30 protein-coding genes and 1 pseudogene are annotated in these 20299 nt (G+C 68.2%); 29 read left to right on the top strand and 2 right to left on the bottom strand.

The genetic code is table 11. The features are described from left to right. Nucleotides 1–19: 19 nt before the first annotated feature. Nucleotides 20–2929 carry a poly(A) polymerase gene (locus MB828_RS02910; RefSeq protein WP_301646793.1) on the bottom strand — a complete coding sequence of 970 codons (2910 nt, stop codon included), beginning with the start codon at nucleotides 2927–2929 and terminating at the stop codon, nucleotides 20–22. A gap of 3 nt (nucleotides 2930–2932) precedes the next feature. Further along, nucleotides 2933–4585, bottom strand: a complete 1653-nt coding sequence (locus tag MB828_RS02905) for an RNA ligase family protein (RefSeq protein ID WP_301646792.1) — start codon at nucleotides 4583–4585, stop codon at nucleotides 2933–2935. A gap of 545 nt (nucleotides 4586–5130) precedes the next feature. Between MB828_RS02905 and rpsJ the strand changes: the two genes are divergently transcribed. The 29 genes and pseudogenes from rpsJ to MB828_RS02760 form a co-directional block, all read left to right on the top strand. Then, nucleotides 5131–5439 carry a 30S ribosomal protein S10 gene (gene rpsJ, locus MB828_RS02900; RefSeq protein WP_003948644.1) on the top strand — a complete coding sequence of 103 codons (309 nt, stop codon included), beginning with the start codon at nucleotides 5131–5133 and terminating at the stop codon, nucleotides 5437–5439. Between the two features lie 17 nt (nucleotides 5440–5456). Beyond that, entirely contained in the window at nucleotides 5457–6101 is a 645-nt protein-coding gene (rplC, locus tag MB828_RS02895; RefSeq protein WP_046732368.1) for a 50S ribosomal protein L3, read from the top strand. Between the two features lie 8 nt (nucleotides 6102–6109). Further along, a complete protein-coding gene (gene rplD / locus MB828_RS02890) occupies nucleotides 6110–6766 on the top strand; it encodes a 50S ribosomal protein L4 (protein WP_046732369.1) in 657 nt (218 codons plus the stop codon). Then, on the top strand, nucleotides 6766–7185 hold the full coding sequence (rplW, locus tag MB828_RS02885; protein ID WP_133027397.1) for a 50S ribosomal protein L23: 420 nt from the start codon (nucleotides 6766–6768) through the stop codon (nucleotides 7183–7185). Before rplD ends, rplW begins: the two co-directional genes overlap by 1 nt. A gap of 38 nt (nucleotides 7186–7223) precedes the next feature. Beyond that, nucleotides 7224–8060 carry a 50S ribosomal protein L2 gene (gene rplB, locus MB828_RS02880; protein ID WP_041665436.1) on the top strand — a complete coding sequence of 279 codons (837 nt, stop codon included), beginning with the start codon at nucleotides 7224–7226 and terminating at the stop codon, nucleotides 8058–8060. A gap of 12 nt (nucleotides 8061–8072) precedes the next feature. Continuing rightward, nucleotides 8073–8354, top strand: a complete 282-nt coding sequence (gene rpsS, locus MB828_RS02875; RefSeq protein ID WP_003992359.1) for a 30S ribosomal protein S19 — start codon at nucleotides 8073–8075, stop codon at nucleotides 8352–8354. A 44-nt stretch (nucleotides 8355–8398) separates the two neighbouring features. Then, the gene (rplV, locus tag MB828_RS02870) at nucleotides 8399–8746 is read left to right on the top strand and encodes a 50S ribosomal protein L22 (RefSeq protein ID WP_003974262.1); all 348 of its coding nucleotides are present in this window, start codon (nucleotides 8399–8401) and stop codon (nucleotides 8744–8746) included. Further along, nucleotides 8746–9573 (top strand): 30S ribosomal protein S3, encoded by an 828-nt coding sequence (rpsC, locus tag MB828_RS02865; RefSeq protein ID WP_046732371.1) that lies wholly within the window; start codon nucleotides 8746–8748, stop codon nucleotides 9571–9573. Before rplV ends, rpsC begins: the two co-directional genes overlap by 1 nt. 5 nt (nucleotides 9574–9578) lie before the next feature. Further along, nucleotides 9579–9998 (top strand): 50S ribosomal protein L16, encoded by a 420-nt coding sequence (gene rplP / locus MB828_RS02860; RefSeq protein WP_046732372.1) that lies wholly within the window; start codon nucleotides 9579–9581, stop codon nucleotides 9996–9998. Next, nucleotides 9998–10222 carry a 50S ribosomal protein L29 gene (rpmC, locus tag MB828_RS02855; RefSeq protein WP_018564811.1) on the top strand — a complete coding sequence of 75 codons (225 nt, stop codon included), beginning with the start codon at nucleotides 9998–10000 and terminating at the stop codon, nucleotides 10220–10222. Before rplP ends, rpmC begins: the two co-directional genes overlap by 1 nt. Further along, nucleotides 10222–10509: a 30S ribosomal protein S17 gene (gene rpsQ, locus MB828_RS02850; RefSeq protein WP_046732373.1), complete on the top strand. Its 288-nt coding sequence runs from the start codon at nucleotides 10222–10224 to the stop codon at nucleotides 10507–10509. Before rpmC ends, rpsQ begins: the two co-directional genes overlap by 1 nt. A gap of 102 nt (nucleotides 10510–10611) precedes the next feature. Continuing rightward, nucleotides 10612–10980 (top strand): 50S ribosomal protein L14, encoded by a 369-nt coding sequence (gene rplN, locus MB828_RS02845; protein ID WP_003998823.1) that lies wholly within the window; start codon nucleotides 10612–10614, stop codon nucleotides 10978–10980. A gap of 2 nt (nucleotides 10981–10982) precedes the next feature. After that, nucleotides 10983–11306, top strand: coding sequence for a 50S ribosomal protein L24 (gene rplX / locus MB828_RS02840; RefSeq protein ID WP_003992365.1), 324 nt, complete (start codon nucleotides 10983–10985; stop codon nucleotides 11304–11306). Further along, nucleotides 11306–11863 carry a 50S ribosomal protein L5 gene (rplE, locus tag MB828_RS02835; RefSeq protein WP_020135807.1) on the top strand — a complete coding sequence of 186 codons (558 nt, stop codon included), beginning with the start codon at nucleotides 11306–11308 and terminating at the stop codon, nucleotides 11861–11863. Before rplX ends, rplE begins: the two co-directional genes overlap by 1 nt. A 5-nt stretch (nucleotides 11864–11868) precedes the next feature. Beyond that, nucleotides 11869–12054, top strand: coding sequence for a type Z 30S ribosomal protein S14 (locus MB828_RS02830; protein ID WP_003948630.1), 186 nt, complete (start codon nucleotides 11869–11871; stop codon nucleotides 12052–12054). 214 nt (nucleotides 12055–12268) lie between these two features. Next, a complete protein-coding gene (gene rpsH / locus MB828_RS02825) occupies nucleotides 12269–12667 on the top strand; it encodes a 30S ribosomal protein S8 (RefSeq protein ID WP_030420829.1) in 399 nt (132 codons plus the stop codon). A gap of 24 nt (nucleotides 12668–12691) precedes the next feature. Continuing rightward, nucleotides 12692–13231 (top strand): 50S ribosomal protein L6, encoded by a 540-nt coding sequence (gene rplF / locus MB828_RS02820; protein ID WP_046732374.1) that lies wholly within the window; start codon nucleotides 12692–12694, stop codon nucleotides 13229–13231. A gap of 3 nt (nucleotides 13232–13234) precedes the next feature. Then, complete coding sequence (rplR, locus tag MB828_RS02815; RefSeq protein ID WP_053661883.1) at nucleotides 13235–13618, top strand: 50S ribosomal protein L18; 384 nt, start codon at nucleotides 13235–13237, stop codon at nucleotides 13616–13618. 36 nt (nucleotides 13619–13654) lie between these two features. Then, nucleotides 13655–14260, top strand: coding sequence for a 30S ribosomal protein S5 (gene rpsE / locus MB828_RS02810; protein ID WP_004984517.1), 606 nt, complete (start codon nucleotides 13655–13657; stop codon nucleotides 14258–14260). A 2-nt stretch (nucleotides 14261–14262) separates the two neighbouring features. Further along, nucleotides 14263–14445, top strand: coding sequence for a 50S ribosomal protein L30 (rpmD, locus tag MB828_RS02805; RefSeq protein WP_003974250.1), 183 nt, complete (start codon nucleotides 14263–14265; stop codon nucleotides 14443–14445). Nucleotides 14446–14447: 2 nt separating this feature from the next. Next, complete coding sequence (rplO, locus tag MB828_RS02800; RefSeq protein WP_030233862.1) at nucleotides 14448–14903, top strand: 50S ribosomal protein L15; 456 nt, start codon at nucleotides 14448–14450, stop codon at nucleotides 14901–14903. A 188-nt stretch (nucleotides 14904–15091) separates the two neighbouring features. Further along, nucleotides 15092–16405: a preprotein translocase subunit SecY gene (secY, locus tag MB828_RS02795; protein ID WP_132890194.1), complete on the top strand. Its 1314-nt coding sequence runs from the start codon at nucleotides 15092–15094 to the stop codon at nucleotides 16403–16405. Continuing rightward, nucleotides 16405–17073, top strand: coding sequence for an adenylate kinase (locus MB828_RS02790; protein ID WP_301646791.1), 669 nt, complete (start codon nucleotides 16405–16407; stop codon nucleotides 17071–17073). The genes secY and MB828_RS02790 overlap by 1 nt, the downstream gene beginning before the upstream one ends. 105 nt (nucleotides 17074–17178) lie before the next feature. After that, complete coding sequence (gene map, locus MB828_RS02785; protein WP_301646790.1) at nucleotides 17179–18015, top strand: type I methionyl aminopeptidase; 837 nt, start codon at nucleotides 17179–17181, stop codon at nucleotides 18013–18015. Between the two features lie 262 nt (nucleotides 18016–18277). After that, nucleotides 18278–18499, top strand: a complete 222-nt coding sequence (gene infA, locus MB828_RS02780) for a translation initiation factor IF-1 (RefSeq protein WP_003948620.1) — start codon at nucleotides 18278–18280, stop codon at nucleotides 18497–18499. Between the two features lie 58 nt (nucleotides 18500–18557). Then, nucleotides 18558–18671 (top strand): 50S ribosomal protein L36, encoded by a 114-nt coding sequence (gene rpmJ, locus MB828_RS02775; protein WP_003998809.1) that lies wholly within the window; start codon nucleotides 18558–18560, stop codon nucleotides 18669–18671. Nucleotides 18672–18859: 188 nt separating this feature from the next. Then, complete coding sequence (gene rpsM, locus MB828_RS02770; protein WP_020941684.1) at nucleotides 18860–19240, top strand: 30S ribosomal protein S13; 381 nt, start codon at nucleotides 18860–18862, stop codon at nucleotides 19238–19240. A gap of 70 nt (nucleotides 19241–19310) precedes the next feature. Then, nucleotides 19311–19715 (top strand): 30S ribosomal protein S11, encoded by a 405-nt coding sequence (gene rpsK / locus MB828_RS02765; RefSeq protein WP_003956432.1) that lies wholly within the window; start codon nucleotides 19311–19313, stop codon nucleotides 19713–19715. A 143-nt stretch (nucleotides 19716–19858) separates the two neighbouring features. Beyond that, nucleotides 19859–20299: pseudogene (locus MB828_RS02760) on the top strand (DNA-directed RNA polymerase subunit alpha); the annotation flags it as partial.

Here is a 20299-nt window from a genome sequence, read left to right as displayed (position 1 = left end):
CACGATGCCACGCGGGGCGTCAGCGCAGGGTCGGTACCTCGCCTCCCTCGGCCCGCGTCAGGGTGACTCCGGGCAGGCCGCGCAGTCGGCGTTCCGCGAGGGCCGTGAGGTGGGCGGCGGTCGGTGGGGCGGCGCCCAGGCCGATGGCGTAGCGGACCGGGGCCGTGGTGAAGGGGCGGGGCCAGGCGTGGCAGTCGGGGGTCAGTGTCGAGAGGTCGGTGACGAGGGCCCGCATTCTGCCCCGCACCCGGCCCTCGTCCGCGTCCGGGCCCACCGTCAGGACCGCCCAGGCCGCGTGGCGGCGGTGGAGCGGGGGTGGGGCGAGGAGTTCGGCCCGGGAGTAGGGGTCCGTGGTTTCCTCCAGCAACTCCCAGGCGCGGAAGAGTTCTTGGGCCACCAGGTCACGCATGCCCGCCGTCACCTGGTCGGTGCAGGGGCGAATGGGGGCGGAAGGTGTCGTGACGGTGAGGGGGAGGAGGGGCTGAGTACGGTCGGCTGTCCTGCCCACCGGCTCCCGCCAGTCCCAGGCCGCCCACGTCGCGAAGAAGTGCCGTAGGAGATCACCGGGCGCGAGGTCGCCGGCCTCGGCCGTGGTGCGGGCGGCCAGGACGGACCAGGCCAGGCCCGGCAGGCCTCCGAACGGTGCCGAGTCCAGACCCCGGGCCCTCGCCCACGCCTTGACCTGCGTCGCCAGCCGGGCGAAGGCAGCCCTGTGCCCGCCCACCGAGGCCAGCACCGCGTCGGCGTCGCTGACCGAGCTGAGCGCGATCGCGGCCTCCTCGCCCAGCTCGGTCCGGCGCGCCACCGCCTCCGCGGGGTCCGTCGAACCCGTGGTGACCACGACCAGGTCCACGTCCAGCCCGTCGATCCGCAGCCGCAGACCGGGTACGCGGGCTCCGACCACCTCGCGGACGTCCGTCGCCTCGGGGAGAGCAGCGGTCAACCGTGTCCGTACGACGGGCAGTTCGATCGTGCCGGGCAGTACCGCCACCAGGTCGAGGTCCGCACCGGGCAGCGCGCAGCCCGTCCGCCGGGAGCCGACGACGTGGACGACACCGTCGGGGAACGCGTTCTCGATGCGGTGGGTGGTCTCCTCGGCGACCCGCGCCAGATCCCGAGCCAGGTCCCGCGCCTCCACCCGCGCCAGGTCCCGCGCCTCCGCCCGCGCCAGGTCCTGCGCCTCGACCGGCGCGGGCTCCTCCGTCCAGCGCACCTCGCCCGTTCCCAGCGTCACCGTGGCCCGCGCCCGCATGGGCTCGTCTCCGCGCCGCGAGAGCAGGGCCAGCTCGCCGACCCTGACCGGCATCGGGGCGAGCCGGCCCGCGCAGGCGTCGGCCAGGACGTTCGGGTCGGTGGTGCGGCCCAGGCTGAGGTGAGGCGTGAACCCCGGGTGGCGGCCGCCGCAGCGCGGGAAGTGGCGCAGGAGCGTGCGGTACAGGTCGGTCCAGGGCTCCTCACCCGCGGCCGCGGGGTCGAGCCAGACGGTCGCGTCGTCCCGGTGGCCGAACCACTGCACCCCCTCCAGCCGGGCGTCGAAGGGGGCGGTGGCGGCCGTCGCGAGCACCGCCGCCGCCCGCTCGAAGGCGTGTTCCGGCACGAATCCGAAGAGCAGGTTCACATGCGGGGGCCAGCGGCGGACCTGCGGGTCGTGGTCCCGGCGGATCTCCTGGAGCGGGGCCCACAGCTCCTCGGGCGGCAGCCACGCCAGCGCCGTGCGGGGCGTCGGTCCTTCGGCGAGGGACTGCGGGGCGTCCGCCTCCAAGGTGCCCACCGTGAGCTCGGCGAGGACCCCGTAGTGATCGGAGATGTACGTCCCCTCCGCCGACGGCACGTCACCGCACAGGTCGGCGCGCCGTGCCCGCAGCCCCTCACCGCGCAGCAGCACCCGGTCCAGCCGTGAGGCCCGGCCCGTCAGCGACGAGATCGCGGCCAGCGGATTGCCGCCCGGGTCGAAGGTCGGGGTGGTGTCGTCGGCGCCGTGCACCTCGCTCCACGCGTCCCGCAGGCCCAGCGTCAGCTGCGGTGTGGAGCCGCCGTCGTTGAAGTCGCCCATCAGGAGCAGATCGGCGTCCACGGCCGCCAGGCCCTCGGCGACGCGGGTGAGTTCCGCCGTGCGCCGGCCGGCGCCGTTCTCCGAGTGGTCGCTGCTCAGATGGGTCGCCGCGATGACGACCGGCCTTGAGCCCGCGTCCACGACGAGGGCGGTCACCGCCTTGTGCGGGCCCAGTTCGTGGTGCGCGGCCTCGATGACGGGCAGCCGGCTCAGGAGCAGCAGACCGCATGCGTCGACGTCCCGTCCTCGCGGGTCCGTGCCCAGCGTCCAGCCCGCCCGTACCCACTCCTCGCCCAGCAGCAGGGCGAGGAGTTCCGCCTCGACCTCCTGCAACGCGATCACGTCCACGTCCGCGTCGCGCAGGGCCCGCGACAGCAGAGGCCTGCGCCGGGCACTGTCGATGCGGTCGGCGTCGTACCGGTCCCACAGGGTGTTCCAGGTCAGTACCCGCACACCCCCGGACGCCCGCACACCCCCGGACGCCCGCACACCCCCGGACGCCCGCACACCCCCGGACGCCCGCACACCCCCGGACGCGTCCCCGCGCCGTGAGGGCGCGGGCGACCAGTCCTCGCCGTCCCATGCGTACGGCGTGCGGGCCGTGAAGAACGGTGCCCGGAGCAGCCGGGCCTCCCGCACCCGTCCCGCCTCCGTCGCGTCGATCCGGTCCACCCCCGTGGCCCGGTCCCACACCACCTCGCCGTCGGCCTCGATGAACAGCACCCGGTGCCAGGGGATCTCACCCCCGGGCACGAACACGGGCAGCGGGACCCGTTTGGGCGCGGCGCCGCGTCGGCGGACGCCGAGCACGAAGCGCGCAGGGTCGAAACGCGCGTCCCAGCGCACCCGGTGGTAGATCTCCTCGCTCGTACGCACGCCTCAGACCTCTTCCTCGACGGTTCCGCTCGCCCCGATGTACCAGGTGCGATGGGCGTCGCCGGGATACGGCGGGGCGAAGCGGCGCAGCTGGCCGGTGAGCACGTCGGGCGGCACCGGGTGCTCGCGGCGGGCGTTGCGCCGCACCAGCTCGTCCTCGTCGACCAGCAGCACGGCATGCGTGGTCAGGGCGTCGCGGCGGTGGGCGATCCCGTGCACCAGCGAGCGCTGCTGCTGGGTGAGGGACGTGGCGTCCCACACCGCGGTCCCGCCGCCGGCCAGGGCCCGGTCCAGCCGGCCGAGCCCCTCGCGGAGGACCTCGCCGTTGGCCCGCTGGTCGGCGCGTGAGCCGCGCGCCTCGCGCAGGTCGTCCAGGGAGACGTACGCGTCCACGCCGGGGAGTCCCCGTGCGAAGGTGCTCTTGCCGCTGCCGGCCGGGCCGACCGTCTGGATCAGCTTCGGGAACGTGCCGGAGCGCAGGCGCCAGGTCGCGGCGACGGCCTCGTCGGCACTGTTGATCCGGCCCAGCGCGTGAGCCTCCCGGGCCTCGGCCCGGCACCGCGCGGCCGTGTCGGCCGGCAGCCCGGCGAAGGCCTCCCGCAGCCCGAGGCTCCGCACGTCCTCGGCGTGCAGCGCCGACCACTCCACCTGCTCCCGCGCCTCGTCCGTGTCCGCGGTGGCCCGCGCCACCGCGTGCAGCAGACCCAGGTCGGCGGCGTACGACAGGCGCACCAGACCGGCCCGCCTGTCCTCGTCCGGATACGGCCGGTGCAGTGCCGGGTGCAGCCCCACGAGGTCGGCGACCCGGCGGGCGAGCGGTATGCCCGCCACCGTGGCGAGCCGCGCCGCCAGCCGCCCCCGCCGGACTCCGTGCAGCAGCGCGGCCAGGACGCCGGTCAGCAGGTCGTCCCCGGACCGCCCCGCCGGATCGAAGCGGTCGACGGCCCGCGCGTCCCCCTCGCCGGGCAGCCCCACGGACTCCGCCAGCGCCCGCGCGTCGACGGCCGCTCCCGACCGCACCGCCCACAGGGCCGCCCCGGCCCCGAGCTCGTTCTCGACGACGGCCGCGTGCATCCAGTGCGTGTCCGTCCGCACGTGTCCCGCCCGCACCCACTTGGCCACGCGCTCCCCGAACTCCTGCGCGCCGAACCCGTCCGCGACCCGGACGACGTACCCCTCCTGCCGCCCGGGATCCAGGCGCAGCGCGCGCAGCGCCCGCTCGTCGAACACGCCTCGCCACAGCACCCGGGGAACGGGAACGCCGAGTCCGCGCAGGAAGACCACCGTCCGGTCCCAGTCCAGGCAGCGGCCCTGTCCGTCCCACACCGAGAACCCGTAGAAGTAGCTCTCCAGATCGTCGTACGCGATCGAGTGCCGGGCGAACATGTTCTCCCCGCACACCCGCCACCCCGCCGGGATCGCGTGGCCGATCCGAGCCTGGAGCGCCTTGACCCAGGTGCGGGAGGGATGATGGGCCGAGTCCAGCGAACGGGCGTGCAGGCCGTCGGCGTAAAGAGTGGTGTTCTCGCCGTCGAGCTTCTCGGTCACGACGACCTTGCGGCCGCGCAGCCCGGACAGGTCGGTGACCCGGAGGTCGTCGGCGGTGGCGCCGGGCGACCAGGGCAGATGCCGGGTCCGTGGATAGTGCGTACGCATGGTGAACGTCCCCCGTGACAGCCGTCGTGCCTGCTCAGCGTAGGGGTGGGGGTTGCGGCGGGCGAGCGGATTACGGAGCCGGCCGGGACCGGCCGGGGCCGTCGGGAACGCCGCTGGGGAGGGTCCTGGTTTGACCTGCGTCACTCCGGGGGTATGCTCCCCGGCCCGATTGGCCAGCCCCCCGCCCCGTATGGCAGACTAGCGGGGTTGCTCGGTCGAGTGTTGATGCTGCGCGCCTCCCGCCGGGAGGACCGGAAGCGAGTCCCACAGTACTCGTCGTCCTAACTGCCACCACGGCAGCACTGGGGCGGACGTACGGGAATCTTTCGGGAAGTGTGGTGCGGCACCGGCCAGGCACCCGGTGGGTCTTCACCCCCGGCTTGCGGTTCCGGAAGGGCCGTGTGCATTCCCCGCAGGGATGTTCGAACAAGGGACATCTGTGTCAGCGGGAGCGCGACACGCCCGACCGCGTGGGTCGGAGGAGAAGGCAGCACGGAACCGCCGGGTTCCAGAGCGTTTAACAGAGACAGGACTACTGAGTAGCCATGGCGGGACAGAAGATCCGCATCCGGCTCAAGGCCTACGACCACGAGGTCATCGACTCCTCGGCGAAGAAGATCGTCGAGACGGTGACCCGCACTGGTGCGTCGGTCGCGGGCCCGGTGCCGCTGCCCACTGAGAAGAACGTGTACTGCGTCATCAAGTCGCCGCACAAGTACAAGGACTCGCGCGAGCACTTCGAGATGCGCACGCACAAGCGCCTGATCGACATCCTCGACCCGACGCCCAAGACCGTTGACTCTCTGATGCGACTCGACCTCCCGGCCGGTGTCGACATCGAGATCAAGCTCTGAGGGCCGGTGATCTGAGAATGGCTAAGCAGATCAAGGGCATCCTGGGCGAGAAGCTCGGCATGACGCAGGTGTGGGACGAGAACAACCGTGTTGTTCCGGTCACCGTCGTCAAGGCCGGCCCCAACGTCGTCACCCAGGTCCGTACCAACGACGTCGACGGCTACGAGTCGGTCCAGATCGCCTTCGGCGAGATCGACCCGCGCAAGGTGAACAAGCCCCTCAAGGGCCACTTCGCGAAGGCCGACGTCACCCCCCGTCGCCACCTCGTCGAGATCCGGACGGCCGACGCCGCCGAGTACACGCTCGGTCAGGAAGTCACCGCCGAGGTCTTCGAGGCCGGCGTGAAGGTCGACGTCACCGGCAAGAGCAAGGGCAAGGGCTTCGCCGGTGTCATGAAGCGTCACAACTTCAAGGGCCTCGGCGCCGGCCACGGCACCCAGCGCAAGCACCGCTCGCCCGGTTCCATCGGTGGCTGCGCCACCCCGGGCCGCGTGTTCAAGGGCCTCCGCATGGCGGGTCGCATGGGCAACGAGCGTGTCACCACCCAGAACCTGACCGTCCACGCCGTTGACGCGGAGAAGGGTCTGCTGCTCATCAAGGGCGCGGTTCCCGGTCCGAACGGCGGCCTCGTCCTGGTCCGCACCGCGGCCAAGGGGGCCTGAGGTAACCGATGAGCACTGTTGACATCCTTTCGCCTGCCGGCGAGAAGACCGGTAGCGTCGAGCTCCCCGCGGAGATCTTCGGCGTGGAGAAGGTCAGCATCCCGCTGATCCACCAGGTCGTCGTCGCGCAGAACGCGGCTGCCCGTCAGGGCACGCACAAGACCAAGACCCGTGGCGAAGTCCGCGGTGGTGGCAAGAAGCCGTACCGCCAGAAGGGCACCGGCCGCGCCCGTCAGGGCTCGACCCGCGCGCCGCAGTTCGCCGGCGGTGGCGTCGTGCACGGTCCCGTGCCGCGTGACTACTCGCAGCGGACCCCGAAGAAGATGAAGGCTGCCGCGCTGCGTCACGCCCTCACCGACCGGGCCCGCCACAACCGCATCCACGTCGTCACCGGCGTGATCGAGGGCGAGAACCCCAGCACCAAGGCCGCTCGGACGCTGTTCGGCAAGATCTCGGAGCGCAAGAACCTGCTCCTGGTCGTCGAGCGCGCCGACGAGGCCGCGTGGCTCTCCGCCCGCAACCTGCCCCAGGTCCACATCCTGGAGCCGGGCCAGCTGAACACGTACGACGTGATCGTCTCGGACGACGTGGTCTTCACCCAGGCCGCTCTCGAGTCCTTCGTCGCCGGCCCGAAGGCCAACGACACCGAAGGGACTGAGGTCTGATGGCCATCCGTCACCCCTCTATCGCCTCGAAGGCCGCCAAGGCCGCCAAGGCCGCGCGCGTCGCCAAGGCGAAGCGCCACGCCACCGAGGGCAAGAACACCGTCGAGACCCCGCTGAGCAAGTCGTACACGGACCCCCGTGACGTGCTGCTCAAGCCGGTCGTCTCGGAGAAGAGCTACGCGCTCCTCGACGAGAACAAGTACACGTTCATCGTCGACCCGAACGCCAACAAGACCCAGATCAAGCAGGCCGTCCAGGCGGTCTTCTCGGTCAAGGTCACCGGGGTCAACACCCTCAACCGCCAGGGCAAGCGCAAGCGCACCAAGACCGGGTTCGGTCAGCGCGCGGGCTCGAAGCGCGCGATCGTGACCCTCGCCGAGGGCGACCGTATCGACATCTTCGGCGGTCCGACCGCGTAAGCGGGTCGGATCGTCCGATATCGGACGAGGACTGAGAAATGGGAATCCGCAAGTACAAGCCGACTACGCCGGGCCGTCGTGGCGCCAGCGTCGCCGACTTCGTCGAGGTCACGCGGTCCACGCCGGAGAAGTCGCTGGTCCGCCCCCTGCACAGCAAGGGCGGCCGTAACAACGCCGGTCGTGTGACCGTTCGCCACCAGGGTGGCGGACACAAGCGCGCCTACCGAGTGATCGACTTCCGTCGTCACGACAAGGACGGCGTGCCGGCGAAGGTCGCGCACATCGAGTACGACCCCAACCGCACCGCGCGCATCGCGCTGCTGCACTACGCCGACGGCGAGAAGCGCTACATCCTCGCCCCGCGCAACCTGCAGCAGGGCGACACCGTGGAGAACGGTCCCGGGGCCGACATCAAGCCGGGCAACAACCTGGCCCTCCGCAACATCCCGGTCGGTACCACGATCCACGCGATCGAGCTCCGTCCCGGTGGTGGCGCCAAGTTCGCCCGCTCCGCGGGTGCCTCGGTGCAGCTGCTCGCCCGTGAGGGCGCCATGGCGACCCTCCGTATGCCGTCCGGCGAGATCCGCATGGTGGACGCGCGCTGCCGCGCCACCGTCGGTGAGGTCGGCAACGCCGAGCAGTCGAACATCAACTGGGGCAAGGCCGGCCGTAAGCGGTGGCTGGGCGTCCGCCCGACCGTCCGTGGTGTCGTGATGAACCCGGTCGACCACCCGCACGGTGGTGGTGAGGGCCGGACCTCCGGTGGTCGCCACCCTGTGTCCCCGTGGGGCAAGAAGGAAGGCCGTACTCGTTCGCCCAAGAAGGCGTCGAACAAGTACATCGTCCGCCGCCGCAAGACGAACAAGAAGCGCTAAGGACGGGTTGAGATGCCGCGTAGCTTGAAGAAGGGGCCCTTCGTCGACGACCACCTGATCAAGAAGGTGGACGCCCAGAACGAAGCCGGCACCAAGAACGTCATCAAGACCTGGTCCCGCCGCTCGATGATCGTCCCGGCCATGCTGGGTCACACCCTGGCGGTGCACAACGGCAAGACCCACATCCCGGTGTTCGTCACCGAGTCGATGGTCGGCCACAAGCTCGGCGAGTTCTCGCCGACCCGCACCTTCCGGGGCCACGTCAAGGACGACCGGAAGTCGAAGCGCCGCTAGTAGCGGATCGCATTCAGACACGTAAGTAACTGAGAGGGACAACCATGGAAGCCAGGGCCCAGGCGCGGTACATCCGCGTTACGCCCATGAAGGCCCGCCGCGTGGTGGACCTTATCCGTGGCATGGATGCCACGGAGGCTCAGGCTGTTCTGCGATTCGCTCCGCAGGCAGCCTCCGTGCCGGTCGGCAAGGTGCTCGACAGCGCCATCGCCAACGCCGCGCACAACTACGACCACACCGACGCCGACAGCCTCTTCATCTCCGAGGCGTACGTCGACGAGGGCCCGACCCTGAAGCGGTTCCGGCCGCGCGCCCAGGGCCGTGCCTACCGGATCCGCAAGCGGACCAGCCACATCACCGTGGTCGTCAGCAGCAAGGAAGGAACCCGGTAATGGGCCAGAAGGTTAACCCGCATGGGTTCCGGCTCGGTGTCACCACGGACTTCAAGTCCCGGTGGTACGCCGACAAGCTGTACAAGGACTACGTCAAGGAAGACGTCGCCATCCGTCGGATGATGACGTCCGGCATGGAGCGCGCCGGCATCTCGAAGGTGGAGATCGAGCGCACCCGTGACCGCGTGCGTGTGGACATCCACACCGCTCGTCCGGGCATCGTCATCGGCCGCCGTGGCGCCGAGGCCGACCGCATCCGCGGCGACCTCGAGAAGCTCACGGGCAAGCAGGTCCAGCTGAACATCCTCGAGGTCAAGAACCCCGAGACGGACGCTCAGCTCGTGGCCCAGGCCGTCGCCGAGCAGCTCTCCTCCCGCGTCTCCTTCCGTCGGGCCATGCGCAAGAGCATGCAGTCCGCCATGAAGGCCGGCGCCAAGGGCATCAAGATCCAGTGCGGTGGCCGCCTCGGCGGCGCCGAGATGTCCCGCTCGGAGTTCTACCGCGAGGGCCGCGTGCCCCTGCACACGCTCCGCGCGAACGTGGACTACGGCTTCTTCGAGGCCAAGACGACCTTCGGCCGCATCGGTGTGAAGGTCTGGATCTACAAGGGCGACGTCAAGAACATCGCCGAGGTCCGCGCCGAGAACGCCGCAGCCCGTGCCGGCAACCGCCCGGCCCGTGGTGGCGGCGCTGCCGACCGCCCGGCCCGTGGTGGCCGCGGTGGCGAGCGGCGCGGTCGTAAGCCGCAGCAGGCTGCCGGCGCCGAGGCCCCCAAGGCCGAGGCCCCCGCCGCCGCTCCGGCTGAGAGCACCGGAACGGAGGCCTGACCGACATGCTGATCCCCCGTAGGGTCAAGCACCGCAAGCAGCACCACCCGAAGCGCGACGGCGCTGCCAAGGGCGGTACCCAGGTTGCGTTCGGCGAGTACGGCATCCAGGCGCTCACCCCGGCGTACGTGACCAACCGTCAGATCGAGGCCGCTCGTATCGCCATGACGCGTCACATCAAGCGTGGTGGCAAGGTCTGGATCAACATCTACCCGGACCGTCCCCTCACCAAGAAGCCCGCCGAGACCCGCATGGGTTCCGGTAAGGGTTCGCCGGAGTGGTGGATCGCCAACGTCAAGCCCGGACGCGTGATGTTCGAGCTGTCGTACCCCAACGAGAAGATTGCGCGTGAGGCCCTCACTCGTGCGGCTCACAAGCTGCCGATGAAGTGCCGGATCGTCAAGCGCGAGGCAGGTGAAGCGTGATGTCGGCCGGTACCAAGGCGTCCGAGCTGCGCGAGCTGGGCAACGAGGAGCTTCTGGGCAAGCTCCGCGAGGCCAAGGAAGAGCTGTTCAACCTCCGCTTCCAGGCGGCGACGGGTCAGCTCGAGAACCACGGCCGTCTGAAGGCGGTCCGCAAGGACATCGCGCGGATCTACACCCTGATGCGCGAGCGTGAGCTGGGCATCGAAACGGTGGAGAACGCCTGATGAGCGAGAGCAACGTGACTGAGAACACCGAGACGCGCGGCAGCTTCCGCAAGACCCGTGAGGGTCTCGTCGTCAGCGACAAGATGGACAAGACCGTCGTCGTCGCCGTCGAGGACCGCGTCAAGCACGCGCTGTACGGCAAGGTCATCCGCCGTACGAACAAGCTCAAGGCGCACGACGAGCAGAACGCCGCGGGCGTCGGCGACCGTGTCCTCCTCATGGAGACCCGGCCGCTGTCCGCGACGAAGCGCTGGCGCGTCGTCGAGATCCTCGAGAAGGCCAAGTAAGTCTCCTGCGGGGCATTCCTCGCAGGACAGTTCCGCCAGGCTCGGGGCGGGTGAGCACTCACTCGCCCGCCCCGGGAACCGGCAGACAAACAGGAGATAGACGTGATCCAGCAGGAGTCGCGACTGCGCGTCGCCGACAACACTGGTGCGAAGGAGATCCTTTGCATCCGTGTGCTCGGTGGCTCCGGTCGCCGCTACGCGGGCATCGGTGACGTCATCGTCGCCACCGTCAAGGACGCGATCCCCGGTGGCAACGTGAAGAAGGGTGACGTCGTCAAGGCGGTCATCGTTCGCACCGTCAAGGAGCGCCGCCGTCCGGACGGCTCGTACATCCGCTTCGACGAGAACGCCGCCGTCATTCTGAAGAACGACGGCGACCCTCGCGGCACCCGTATCTTCGGCCCGGTCGGCCGTGAGCTGCGCGAGAAGAAGTTCATGAAGATCATCTCGCTCGCGCCGGAGGTGCTGTAAGCATGAAGATCAAGAAGGGCGACCTGGTCCAGGTCATCACCGGTAAGGACAAGGGCAAGCAGGGCAAGGTCATCGCGGCCTTCCCCCGCGAGGACCGCGTCCTGGTCGAGGGTGTCAACCGGGTCAAGAAGCACACCAAGGCCGGCCCCACCGCTCGCGGTTCGCAGGCCGGCGGCATCGTCACGACCGAGGCGCCGATCCACGTCTCCAACGTCCAGCTGGTCGTTGAGAAGGACGGCAACAAGGTCGTCACGCGTGTCGGTTACCGCTTCGACGACGAAGGCAACAAGATCCGCGTTGCCAAGCGGACGGGTGAGGACATCTGATGGCTACCACCACCACTCCGCGTCTGAAGACGAAGTACCGCGAGGAGATCGCGGGCAAGCTGCGTGACGAGTTCAAGTACGAGAACGTCATGCAGATCCCCGGCCTCGTCAAGATCGTGGTCAACATGGGTGTCGGCGACGCCGCCCGTGACTCGAAGCTGATCGAGGGCGCGATCCGCGACCTGACCACCATCACCGGGCAGAAGCCGGCCGTCACCAAGGCCCGCAAGTCCATCGCGCAGTTCAAGCTGCGTGAGGGCCAGCCGATCGGTGCCCACGTCACGCTCCGTGGCGACCGCATGTGGGAGTTCCTGGACCGCACCCTGTCGCTCGCGCTCCCGCGCATCCGCGACTTCCGTGGTCTGTCCCCCAAGCAGTTCGACGGCCGTGGCAACTACACCTTCGGTCTCACGGAGCAGGTCATGTTCCACGAGATCGACCAGGACAAGATCGACCGTACCCGGGGTATGGACATCACCGTGGTGACCACGGCGACCAACGACGCTGAGGGCCGCGCGCTCCTTCGTCACCTCGGCTTCCCGTTCAAGGAGGCGTGAGCGAGATGGCGAAGAAGGCTCTGATTGCCAAGGCTGCTCGCAAGCCCAAGTTCGGTGTGCGTGGCTACACGCGCTGCCAGCGCTGCGGCCGTCCGCACTCCGTGTACCGCAAGTTCGGCCTCTGCCGCGTGTGCCTTCGTGAGATGGCTCACCGTGGCGAGCTGCCGGGCGTGACCAAGAGCTCCTGGTAGTCCCTGCTTTCCAGGGATTCCCGAAGCTCTCGGTAAGCAATGGGCGTGTCAGGCGCCCGCCCCTTCATGGCTTAGGCTTGGAGGGTTGGGCGCCTGACGGTCGCCTTTACGACTTACTACGCCGTAGGTCCACCGCACCGCACCCGCCTCGTCTCGGATCGAGGAGAGGGATGGGCACCTGGAAACCCCGGCGAGAGAGGCCGAAGGCCAATTCATGACCATGACTGATCCGATCGCAGACATGCTTACGCGTCTGCGGAACGCGAACTCGGCATACCACGACTCCGTGACGATGCCGGCGTCCAAGATCAAGTCTCACATCGCGGAGATCCTCCAGCAGGAGGGCTTCATCACGGGCTGGAAGGTCGAGGACGCCGAGGTCGGCAAGAACCTCGTCCTGGACCTGAAGTTCGGTCCCAACCGTGAGCGCTCCATCGCGGGCATCAAGCGCATCTCCAAGCCCGGTCTCCGGGTGTACGCGAAGTCCACCAACCTGCCGAAGGTGCTCGGCGGCCTGGGCGTGGCGATCATCTCCACGTCGCACGGTCTCCTCACCGACAAGCAGGCCGGCAAGAAGGGCGTGGGTGGGGAAGTCCTCGCCTACGTCTGGTAGCAGAAGGGAACGGAGGAAACAGCTATGTCGCGTATCGGCAAGCTCCCCATCGCGGTTCCCGCCGGCGTGGACGTCACCATCGACGGCCGCACGGTGAAGGTCAAGGGCCCCAAGGGCGAGCTGACCCACACCGTCGTGGCACCGATCGACATCGCCAAGGGCGAGGACGGCACTCTCGCGGTGACCCGCCCCAACGACGAGCGTCAGAGCAAGGCCCTGCACGGCCTGTCCCGCACGCTGGTGGCGAACATGATCACCGGCGTGACCCAGGGTTACGTGAAGAAGCTCGAGATCAGCGGTGTCGGTTACCGCGTGACCGCCAAGGGTTCGAACCTCGAGTTCGCGCTCGGTTACAGCCACCCGATCCTGGTCGAGGCCCCCGAGGGCATCACCTTCAAGGTCGAGGCTCCGACCCGTTTCTCGGTCGAGGGCATCGACAAGCAGAAGGTCGGCGAGGTCGCGGCCAACATCCGCAAGCTGCGCAAGCCCGACCCGTACAAGGCCAAGGGCGTCAAGTACGAGGGCGAAGTCATCCGCCGCAAGGTCGGAAAGGCGGGTAAGTAAGCCATGGCATACGGGCAGAAGATCCTCAAGGGCGACGCCTACAAGCGCGCCGCGATCAAGCGCCGTCACATCCGGATCCGCAAGAACCTTTCCGGTACGGCGGAGCGTCCCCGTCTGGTCGTGACCCGCTCCAACCGCCACATCGTGGCGCAGGTGATCGACGACCTGAAGGGCCACACCCTGGCTTCCGCGTCCACCCTGGACGCGTCGGTCCGCGGTGGCGAGGGCGACAAGTCCGCGCAGGCCAAGCAGGTCGGCGCCCTGGTCGCCGAGCGTGCCAAGGCCGCCGGTGTCGAGGCCGTGGTGTTCGACCGTGGTGGTAACCAGTACGCCGGCCGCATCGCGGCTCTGGCGGACGCCGCCCGCGAGGCCGGGCTCAAGTTCTGAGCCGCTTGTAGCTAGCGGAAAGAGAGAGGTAATCCAATGGCTGGACCCCAGCGCCGCGGTGGCGGTGCCGGTGGCGGCGAGCGGCGGGACCGGAAGGGCCGTGACGGCGGCGCTGCTGCCGCCGAGAAGACCGCGTACGTTGAGCGCGTTGTCGCGATCAACCGCGTCGCCAAGGTTGTGAAGGGTGGTCGTCGCTTCAGCTTCACCGCGCTGGTCGTGGTGGGCGACGGTGACGGCACCGTGGGTGTCGGTTACGGCAAGGCCAAGGAGGTGCCGGCCGCCATCGCCAAGGGCGTTGAGGAGGCCAAGAAGCACTTCTTCAAGGTCCCCCGTATCCAGGGCACCATCCCGCACCCGATCCAGGGTGAGAAGGCTGCCGGCGTCGTGCTGCTCAAGCCCGCGTCCCCCGGTACCGGTGTTATCGCCGGTGGTCCGGTGCGCGCCGTGCTCGAGTGCGCCGGTATCCACGACGTGCTGTCGAAGTCGCTCGGCTCCGACAACGCGATCAACATCGTGCACGCGACCGTGGAGGCCCTGAAGGGTCTGCAGCGTCCCGAGGAGATCGCGGCCCGCCGTGGTCTGCCGCTCGAGGACGTCGCCCCCGCGGCTCTGCTCCGTGCGCGTGCCGGGGCGGGTGTGTGATCATGGCGCAGCTCAAGATCACGCAGGTCAAGTCCTACATCGGCAGCAAGCAGAACCACCGTGACACCCTGCGTTCCCTTGGTCTCAAGGGCATCAACACGCAGGTCGTCAAGGAGGACCGCCCCGAGTTCCGCGGCATGGTGCACACCGTCCGCCACCTCGTGACGGTCGAGGAGGTCGACTGATCATGGCGGAGCAGAACCCGCTCAAGATCCACAACCTCCGTCCCGCCCCGGGCGCCAAGACCGCCAAGACCCGTGTCGGTCGTGGTGAGGCGTCGAAGGGTAAGACGGCCGGTCGTGGTACCAAGGGTACGAAGGCCCGTTACCAGGTTCCGGAGCGCTTCGAGGGTGGCCAGATGCCCCTCCACATGCGTCTCCCGAAGCTGAAGGGCTTCAAGAACCCGTTCAAGACCGAGTACCAGGTCGTGAACCTCGACAAGCTGGCCGCGCTCTACCCCGAGGGTGGCGAGGTCACCGTCGAGGGTCTGGTGGCCAAGGGTGCCGTTCGCAAGAACGCGCTCGTCAAGGTCCTCGGCCAGGGTGAGGTCTCCGTGGCGCTGCAGGTGACGGTCGACGCCGTCTCCGGCTCCGCCAAGGAGAAGATCACCGCCGCCGGCGGCACCGTCACCGAGCTCGTCTGAGCTTTTCGGACGTCTCGATGACGTAAGCAACACCCGACCGGGGATACCTCACAATGGGGTATCCCCGGTTGGTCGTTCCTAGGGGGGCAGTGCGGCCGGTAAGGTGGCCAGCACTGTTCTTTTTCCCATTCGTCGAACCTCAAGACCGTCACCCTTGACGCAGTTGCGCGGGGGTCGCAGGAGGCACCGTGCTCACCGCGTTCGCCCGGGCGTTCAGGACGCCCGACCTGCGCAAGAAGCTGCTCTTCACGCTGGCCATCATCGTGGTCTACCGGGTCGGCACCCACATCCCGATCCCCGGCGTCAACTACAAAGCCGTCCAGACGTGTGTGAACGAGGCCTCCGGCAACCAGGGCCTGTTCGGTCTCGTCAACATGTTCAGCGGCGGCGCGCTGCTCCAGATCACGATCTTCGCGCTCGGCATCATGCCGTACATCACGGCCAGCATCATCCTTCAGCTGCTGACGGTGGTCATTCCGCGCCTGGAAGCCCTGAAGAAGGAGGGCCAGGCCGGTACGGCGAAGATCACCCAGTACACCCGTTACCTGACGGTGGCCCTCGCCATCCTGCAGGGCACCGGCCTCGTCGCCACCGCCCGCAGCGGCGCCCTCTTCAACGGCTGCACGGTCGCCTCCAGCATCGTTCCGGACCAGGCGATCTTCACCACCATCACGATGGTCATCTGCATGACCGCCGGTACGGCCGTCGTCATGTGGCTCGGCGAGCTGATCACCGACCGCGGTATCGGCAACGGCATGTCGATCCTGATGTTCATCTCGATCGCCGCCACCTTCCCGTCCGCGCTGTGGGCCATCAAGAAGCAGGGCACCCTGGCCGGCGGCTGGATCGAGTTCGGCACGGTGATCGCGGTCGGCCTGGTCATGGTCGCCCTGGTGGTCTTCGTCGAGCAGGCCCAGCGCCGGATCCCGGTCCAGTACGCGAAGCGTATGATCGGCCGCCGCTCCTACGGCGGTACCTCGACGTACATCCCGCTCAAGGTGAACCAGGCCGGTGTGATCCCGGTCATCTTCGCCTCGTCGCTGCTGTACATTCCCGCTCTCGTGGCGCAGTTCGCCGGTGGCAATTCGGGCTGGAAGCAGTGGATCTCCACGAACCTGACCAAGGGTGACCACCCGATTTACATCACCCTGTACTTCTTGCTCATCGTTTTCTTCGCGTTCTTCTATGTCGCTATCTCCTTCAACCCCGAGGAAGTAGCCGACAACATGAAGAAGTATGGTGGCTTCATCCCGGGCATCCGGGCTGGCCGACCGACCGCTGAGTACCTGTCGTACGTGCTCAACCGGATCACCTGGCCGGGTTCGCTGTATCTGGGCCTGATCGCTCTCGTACCGACGATGGCGTTGGTTGGCTTTGGGGCAAGCCAGAACTTCCCGTTCGGTGGCACCAGCATCCTGATCATCGTGGGTGTGGGTCTCGAGACGGTGAAGCAGATCGAGAGCCAGCTCCAGCAGCGCAATTACGAAGGGTTCCTCCGCTGATGCGAATCGTCCTCGTCGGGCCGCCTGGCGCCGGTAAGGGAACGCAAGCCGTTCGCCTTGCCAAGGAGCTGAACATCCCGCACATCTCCACGGGCGACCTGTTCCGCGCCAACATCAGCCAGCAGACGGAGCTCGGGAAACTCGCGAAGTCCTACATGGACGCCGGCAACCTCGTCCCCGACGAGGTCACCATCGCGATGGCCAAGGACCGCATGGAGCAGCCGGACGCCCAGCCCGGTTTCCTGCTGGACGGGTTCCCGCGCAACGTGTCGCAGGCCGAGGCGCTCGACGAGCTGCTGAAGAACGAGGGCATCAAGCTCGACGCGGTACTGGACCTGGAGGTCTCGGAGGACGAGGTCGTCAAGCGGATCGCGGGCCGCCGCATCTGCCGCAACGACTCGTCCCACGTCTTCCACGTCACGTACACCCCGCCGAAGGTCGAGGGCGTGTGTGACGTCTGCGGCGGCGAGCTCTACCAGCGCGACGACGACTCCGAGGACACCGTCCGCACGCGGCTGGAGGTCTACCACACGCAGACCGAGCCCATCATCGACTACTACAAGGCGCAGGGGCTGGTCCGCACCATCTCCTCGCTGGGGCCGGTGGACGAGGTCACGACGCGGGCGCTGCACGCGCTCAAGCGTGACGAGGACGACGAGAAGAAGTAGTTCCACGGCGGTTCCGGCCGCGGTGCCCCCTCGGGTGCCGCGGCCGTACTGTTGTGTACGTATTCGGTTGACGTTGACGTGAGTGACGGAGAGCGCAGGCCACCCATGGTGCAGATCAAGAGCCCCGAGCAGATCGCCAAGATGCGGGCGGCGGGCCTGGTCGTCGCCGCCATCCACGCGGCCACCCGCGAGGCGGCGGTCCCCGGCGCCAGCACCCGGGACCTGGACGAGGTGGCCCGCAAGGTCCTCGCCGAGCACGGCGCGAAGTCGAACTTCCTCGGGTACGGCGGTTTCCCCGCCACCATCTGCACGTCCGTCAACGACGTGGTCGTCCACGGCATCCCTTCGGAGGACGTCGTTCTCAAGGACGGCGACATCATCTCCATCGACTGCGGCGCGATCGTCGACGGCTGGCACGGCGACGCCGCGTACACGGCGTTCGTGGGATCCGGCCACGCTCCGGAGCTGATCGAGCTCTCCCGGGTGACCGAGGAGTCGATGTGGGCCGGCATCGCGGCGATGAAGCAGGGCAACCGCCTGGTGGACGTGTCCCGGGCCATCGAGACGTACATCCGCCGGCAGCCGAAGCCGGGCGGCGGCAAGTACGGGATCATCGAGGACTACGGCGGCCACGGCATCGGCACCGAGATGCACATGGACCCGCACCTGCTGAACTACGTCGACCGGCGGCGCGGCAAGGGGCCGAAGCTGGTGCCCGGGTTCTGCCTGGCCATCGAGCCGATGGTGTCGCTGGGGACGCCGCGGACGGAGGTCCTGTCGGACGACTGGACCGTGATCACCACGGACGGTACGTGGTCGTCGCACTGGGAGCACAGTGTTGCGCTGACCGAAGAGGGGCCGTTGGTGCTCACGTCTCCCGACGGCGGCAAGGCGAAGCTGGCGGAGCACGGCATCGTTGCCGCTCCGGATCCGTTGGGCTGAGTTCGCCTATTGGGCAGCCGCGATCTGCGGTTTCGCGGCTGCGGGCGCGTCATGGCTTGTCGCGCAGTTCCCCGCGCCCCTGACGGGGCGCTTCACATTCCGGCGCTTAATGATCTGCTCCCCTGGGCAGGATTTCTCGATTCGTCTTTCCGGGTGCGCTGACGTAGACTGCCTCGTCGGCTCTCGTGCACCCGCATGTCCGCATGCGCCCGTAAGGGACAGTGCGAGAGTCGATCAAGGTAGTCGATTCGAAGGGCGAAGCGTGGCCAAGAAGCAAGGTGCCATCGAGATCGAGGGCACTGTCGTCGAGTCTCTTCCGAACGCCATGTTCAAGGTCGAGCTCCAGAACGGCCACCAGGTCCTGGCACACATCAGCGGCAAGATGCGTATGCACTACATCCGCATCCTCCCTGACGACCGGGTCGTGGTGGAGCTGTCTCCGTACGACCTGACGCGTGGCCGGATCGTCTACCGCTACAAGTAGATCTTGCCCGCACCCCGGATCCTTGCGGGGTGATGGCACTGACCCGGAGAACCTCACCATGAAGGTCAAGCCGAGCGTCAAGAAGATCTGCGACAAGTGCAGGGTGATCCGCCGTCACGGTCGGGTCATGGTCATCTGCGAGAACCCGCGCCACAAGCAGCGCCAGGGCTGACGCACGACCGATCCCTCTGCACCCGCAGAGATTCGCGCGACGCAAGCTGAATTTGTTCATACGCAGAATCCAGGCACCGAAGGTGTCTGACACCCCCGGCTCGGAGGCCGGGGACCCAGTTCGTACCTGGTACGGCGGCTGGGAGCCGGTTCTGCGGAAGACCTCCGAAGATCACCAGGAGCCATTGAATGGCACGCGTTTCCGGTGTTGACATCCCGCGCGAAAAGCGCGTGGAGGTCGCCCTCACCTACGTGTTCGGCATCGGCCGGACACTCTCCCAGCTGACGCTGGCCGAGACCGGCATCGACCCCAACACCCGCGTTCGCGACCTGACCGAAGAGCAGCTGGTCGCCATCCGCGAGTACGTCGACAACAACATCAAGACCGAGGGTGACCTCCGTCGCGAGATCCAGGCCGACATCCGCCGCAAGGTCGAGATCGGCTGCTACCAGGGTCTGCGTCACCGCCGTGGGCTGCCCGTCCGCGGTCAGCGCACCAGCACCAACGCCCGCACCCGCAAGGGCCCGCGTCGCGCCATCGCCGGCAAGAAGAAGCCGGGCAAGAAGTAGTCCTCAGCGGACAACGCTTCATCAGCGGTCTTCGCTGTAGGACCGACCACCTCCCCGTAGGAGTTTGTAGATGCCCCCCAAGGGTCGTCAGGGCGCTGCCAAGAAGGTGCGCCGCAAGGAAAAGAAGAACGTCGCTCACGGCCACGCGCACATCAAGAGCACGTTCAACAACACGATCGTCTCCATCACGGACCCGTCCGGCAACGTGATCTCCTGGGCCTCCGCCGGCCACGTCGGCTTCAAGGGCTCCCGGAAGTCCACGCCGTTCGCCGCGCAGATGGCCGCCGAGTCGGCTGCCCGCCGCGCTCAGGAGCACGGCATGCGCAAGGTCGACGTGTTCGTGAAGGGCCCGGGTTCCGGTCGTGAGACCGCGATCCGTTCCCTGCAGGCCACGGGCCTCGAGGTCGGCTCCATCCAGGACGTCACCCCGACCCCGCACAACGGCTGCCGTCCGCCGAAGCGCCGCCGCGTCTGACGTCGCTTCGCAGGGTCGCCCGGGCGGTACGGCTCCGTAAGGGGCGTACCGCCCGTACCCTTGCAGTACCCGCACTCTCACGGGTGCGGCCTCCGTCGGGCGTCAAATAGCGGGCGTCCACGAAAGAAGGATCTGATCCACACATGCTGATCGCTCAGCGTCCCTCGTTGACCGAAGAGGTCGTCGACGAGTTCCGGTCCCGGTTCGTGATCGAGCCGCTGGAGCCGGGCTTCGGCTACACCCTCGGCAACTCCCTGCGCCGTACCCTGCTGTCCTCGATTCCCGGGGCGGCTGTCACGTCGATCCGGATCGACGGTGTCCTGCACGAGTTCACGACCGTGCCGGGCGTCAAGGACGACGTCACCGACCTGATCCTGAACATCAAGCAGCTGGTCGTCTCCTCGGAGCACGACGAGCCGGTCGTGATGTACCTGCGCAAGCAGGGGCCGGGTCTGGTCACCGCCGCCGACATCGCGCCGCCGGCGGGTGTCGAGGTGCACAACCCCGATCTGGTCCTGGCCACGCTGAACGGCAAGAACCCCGATCTGGTCCTGGCCACGCTGAACGGCAAGGGCAAGCTGGAG

Source organism: Streptomyces arenae (assembly GCF_022343545.1).
Classification (GTDB): domain Bacteria; phylum Actinomycetota; class Actinomycetes; order Streptomycetales; family Streptomycetaceae; genus Streptomyces; species Streptomyces humi.
The sequence above is the reverse complement of the archived record's forward strand: the minus strand, read 5'-3'. Positions and strand labels throughout refer to the sequence as shown.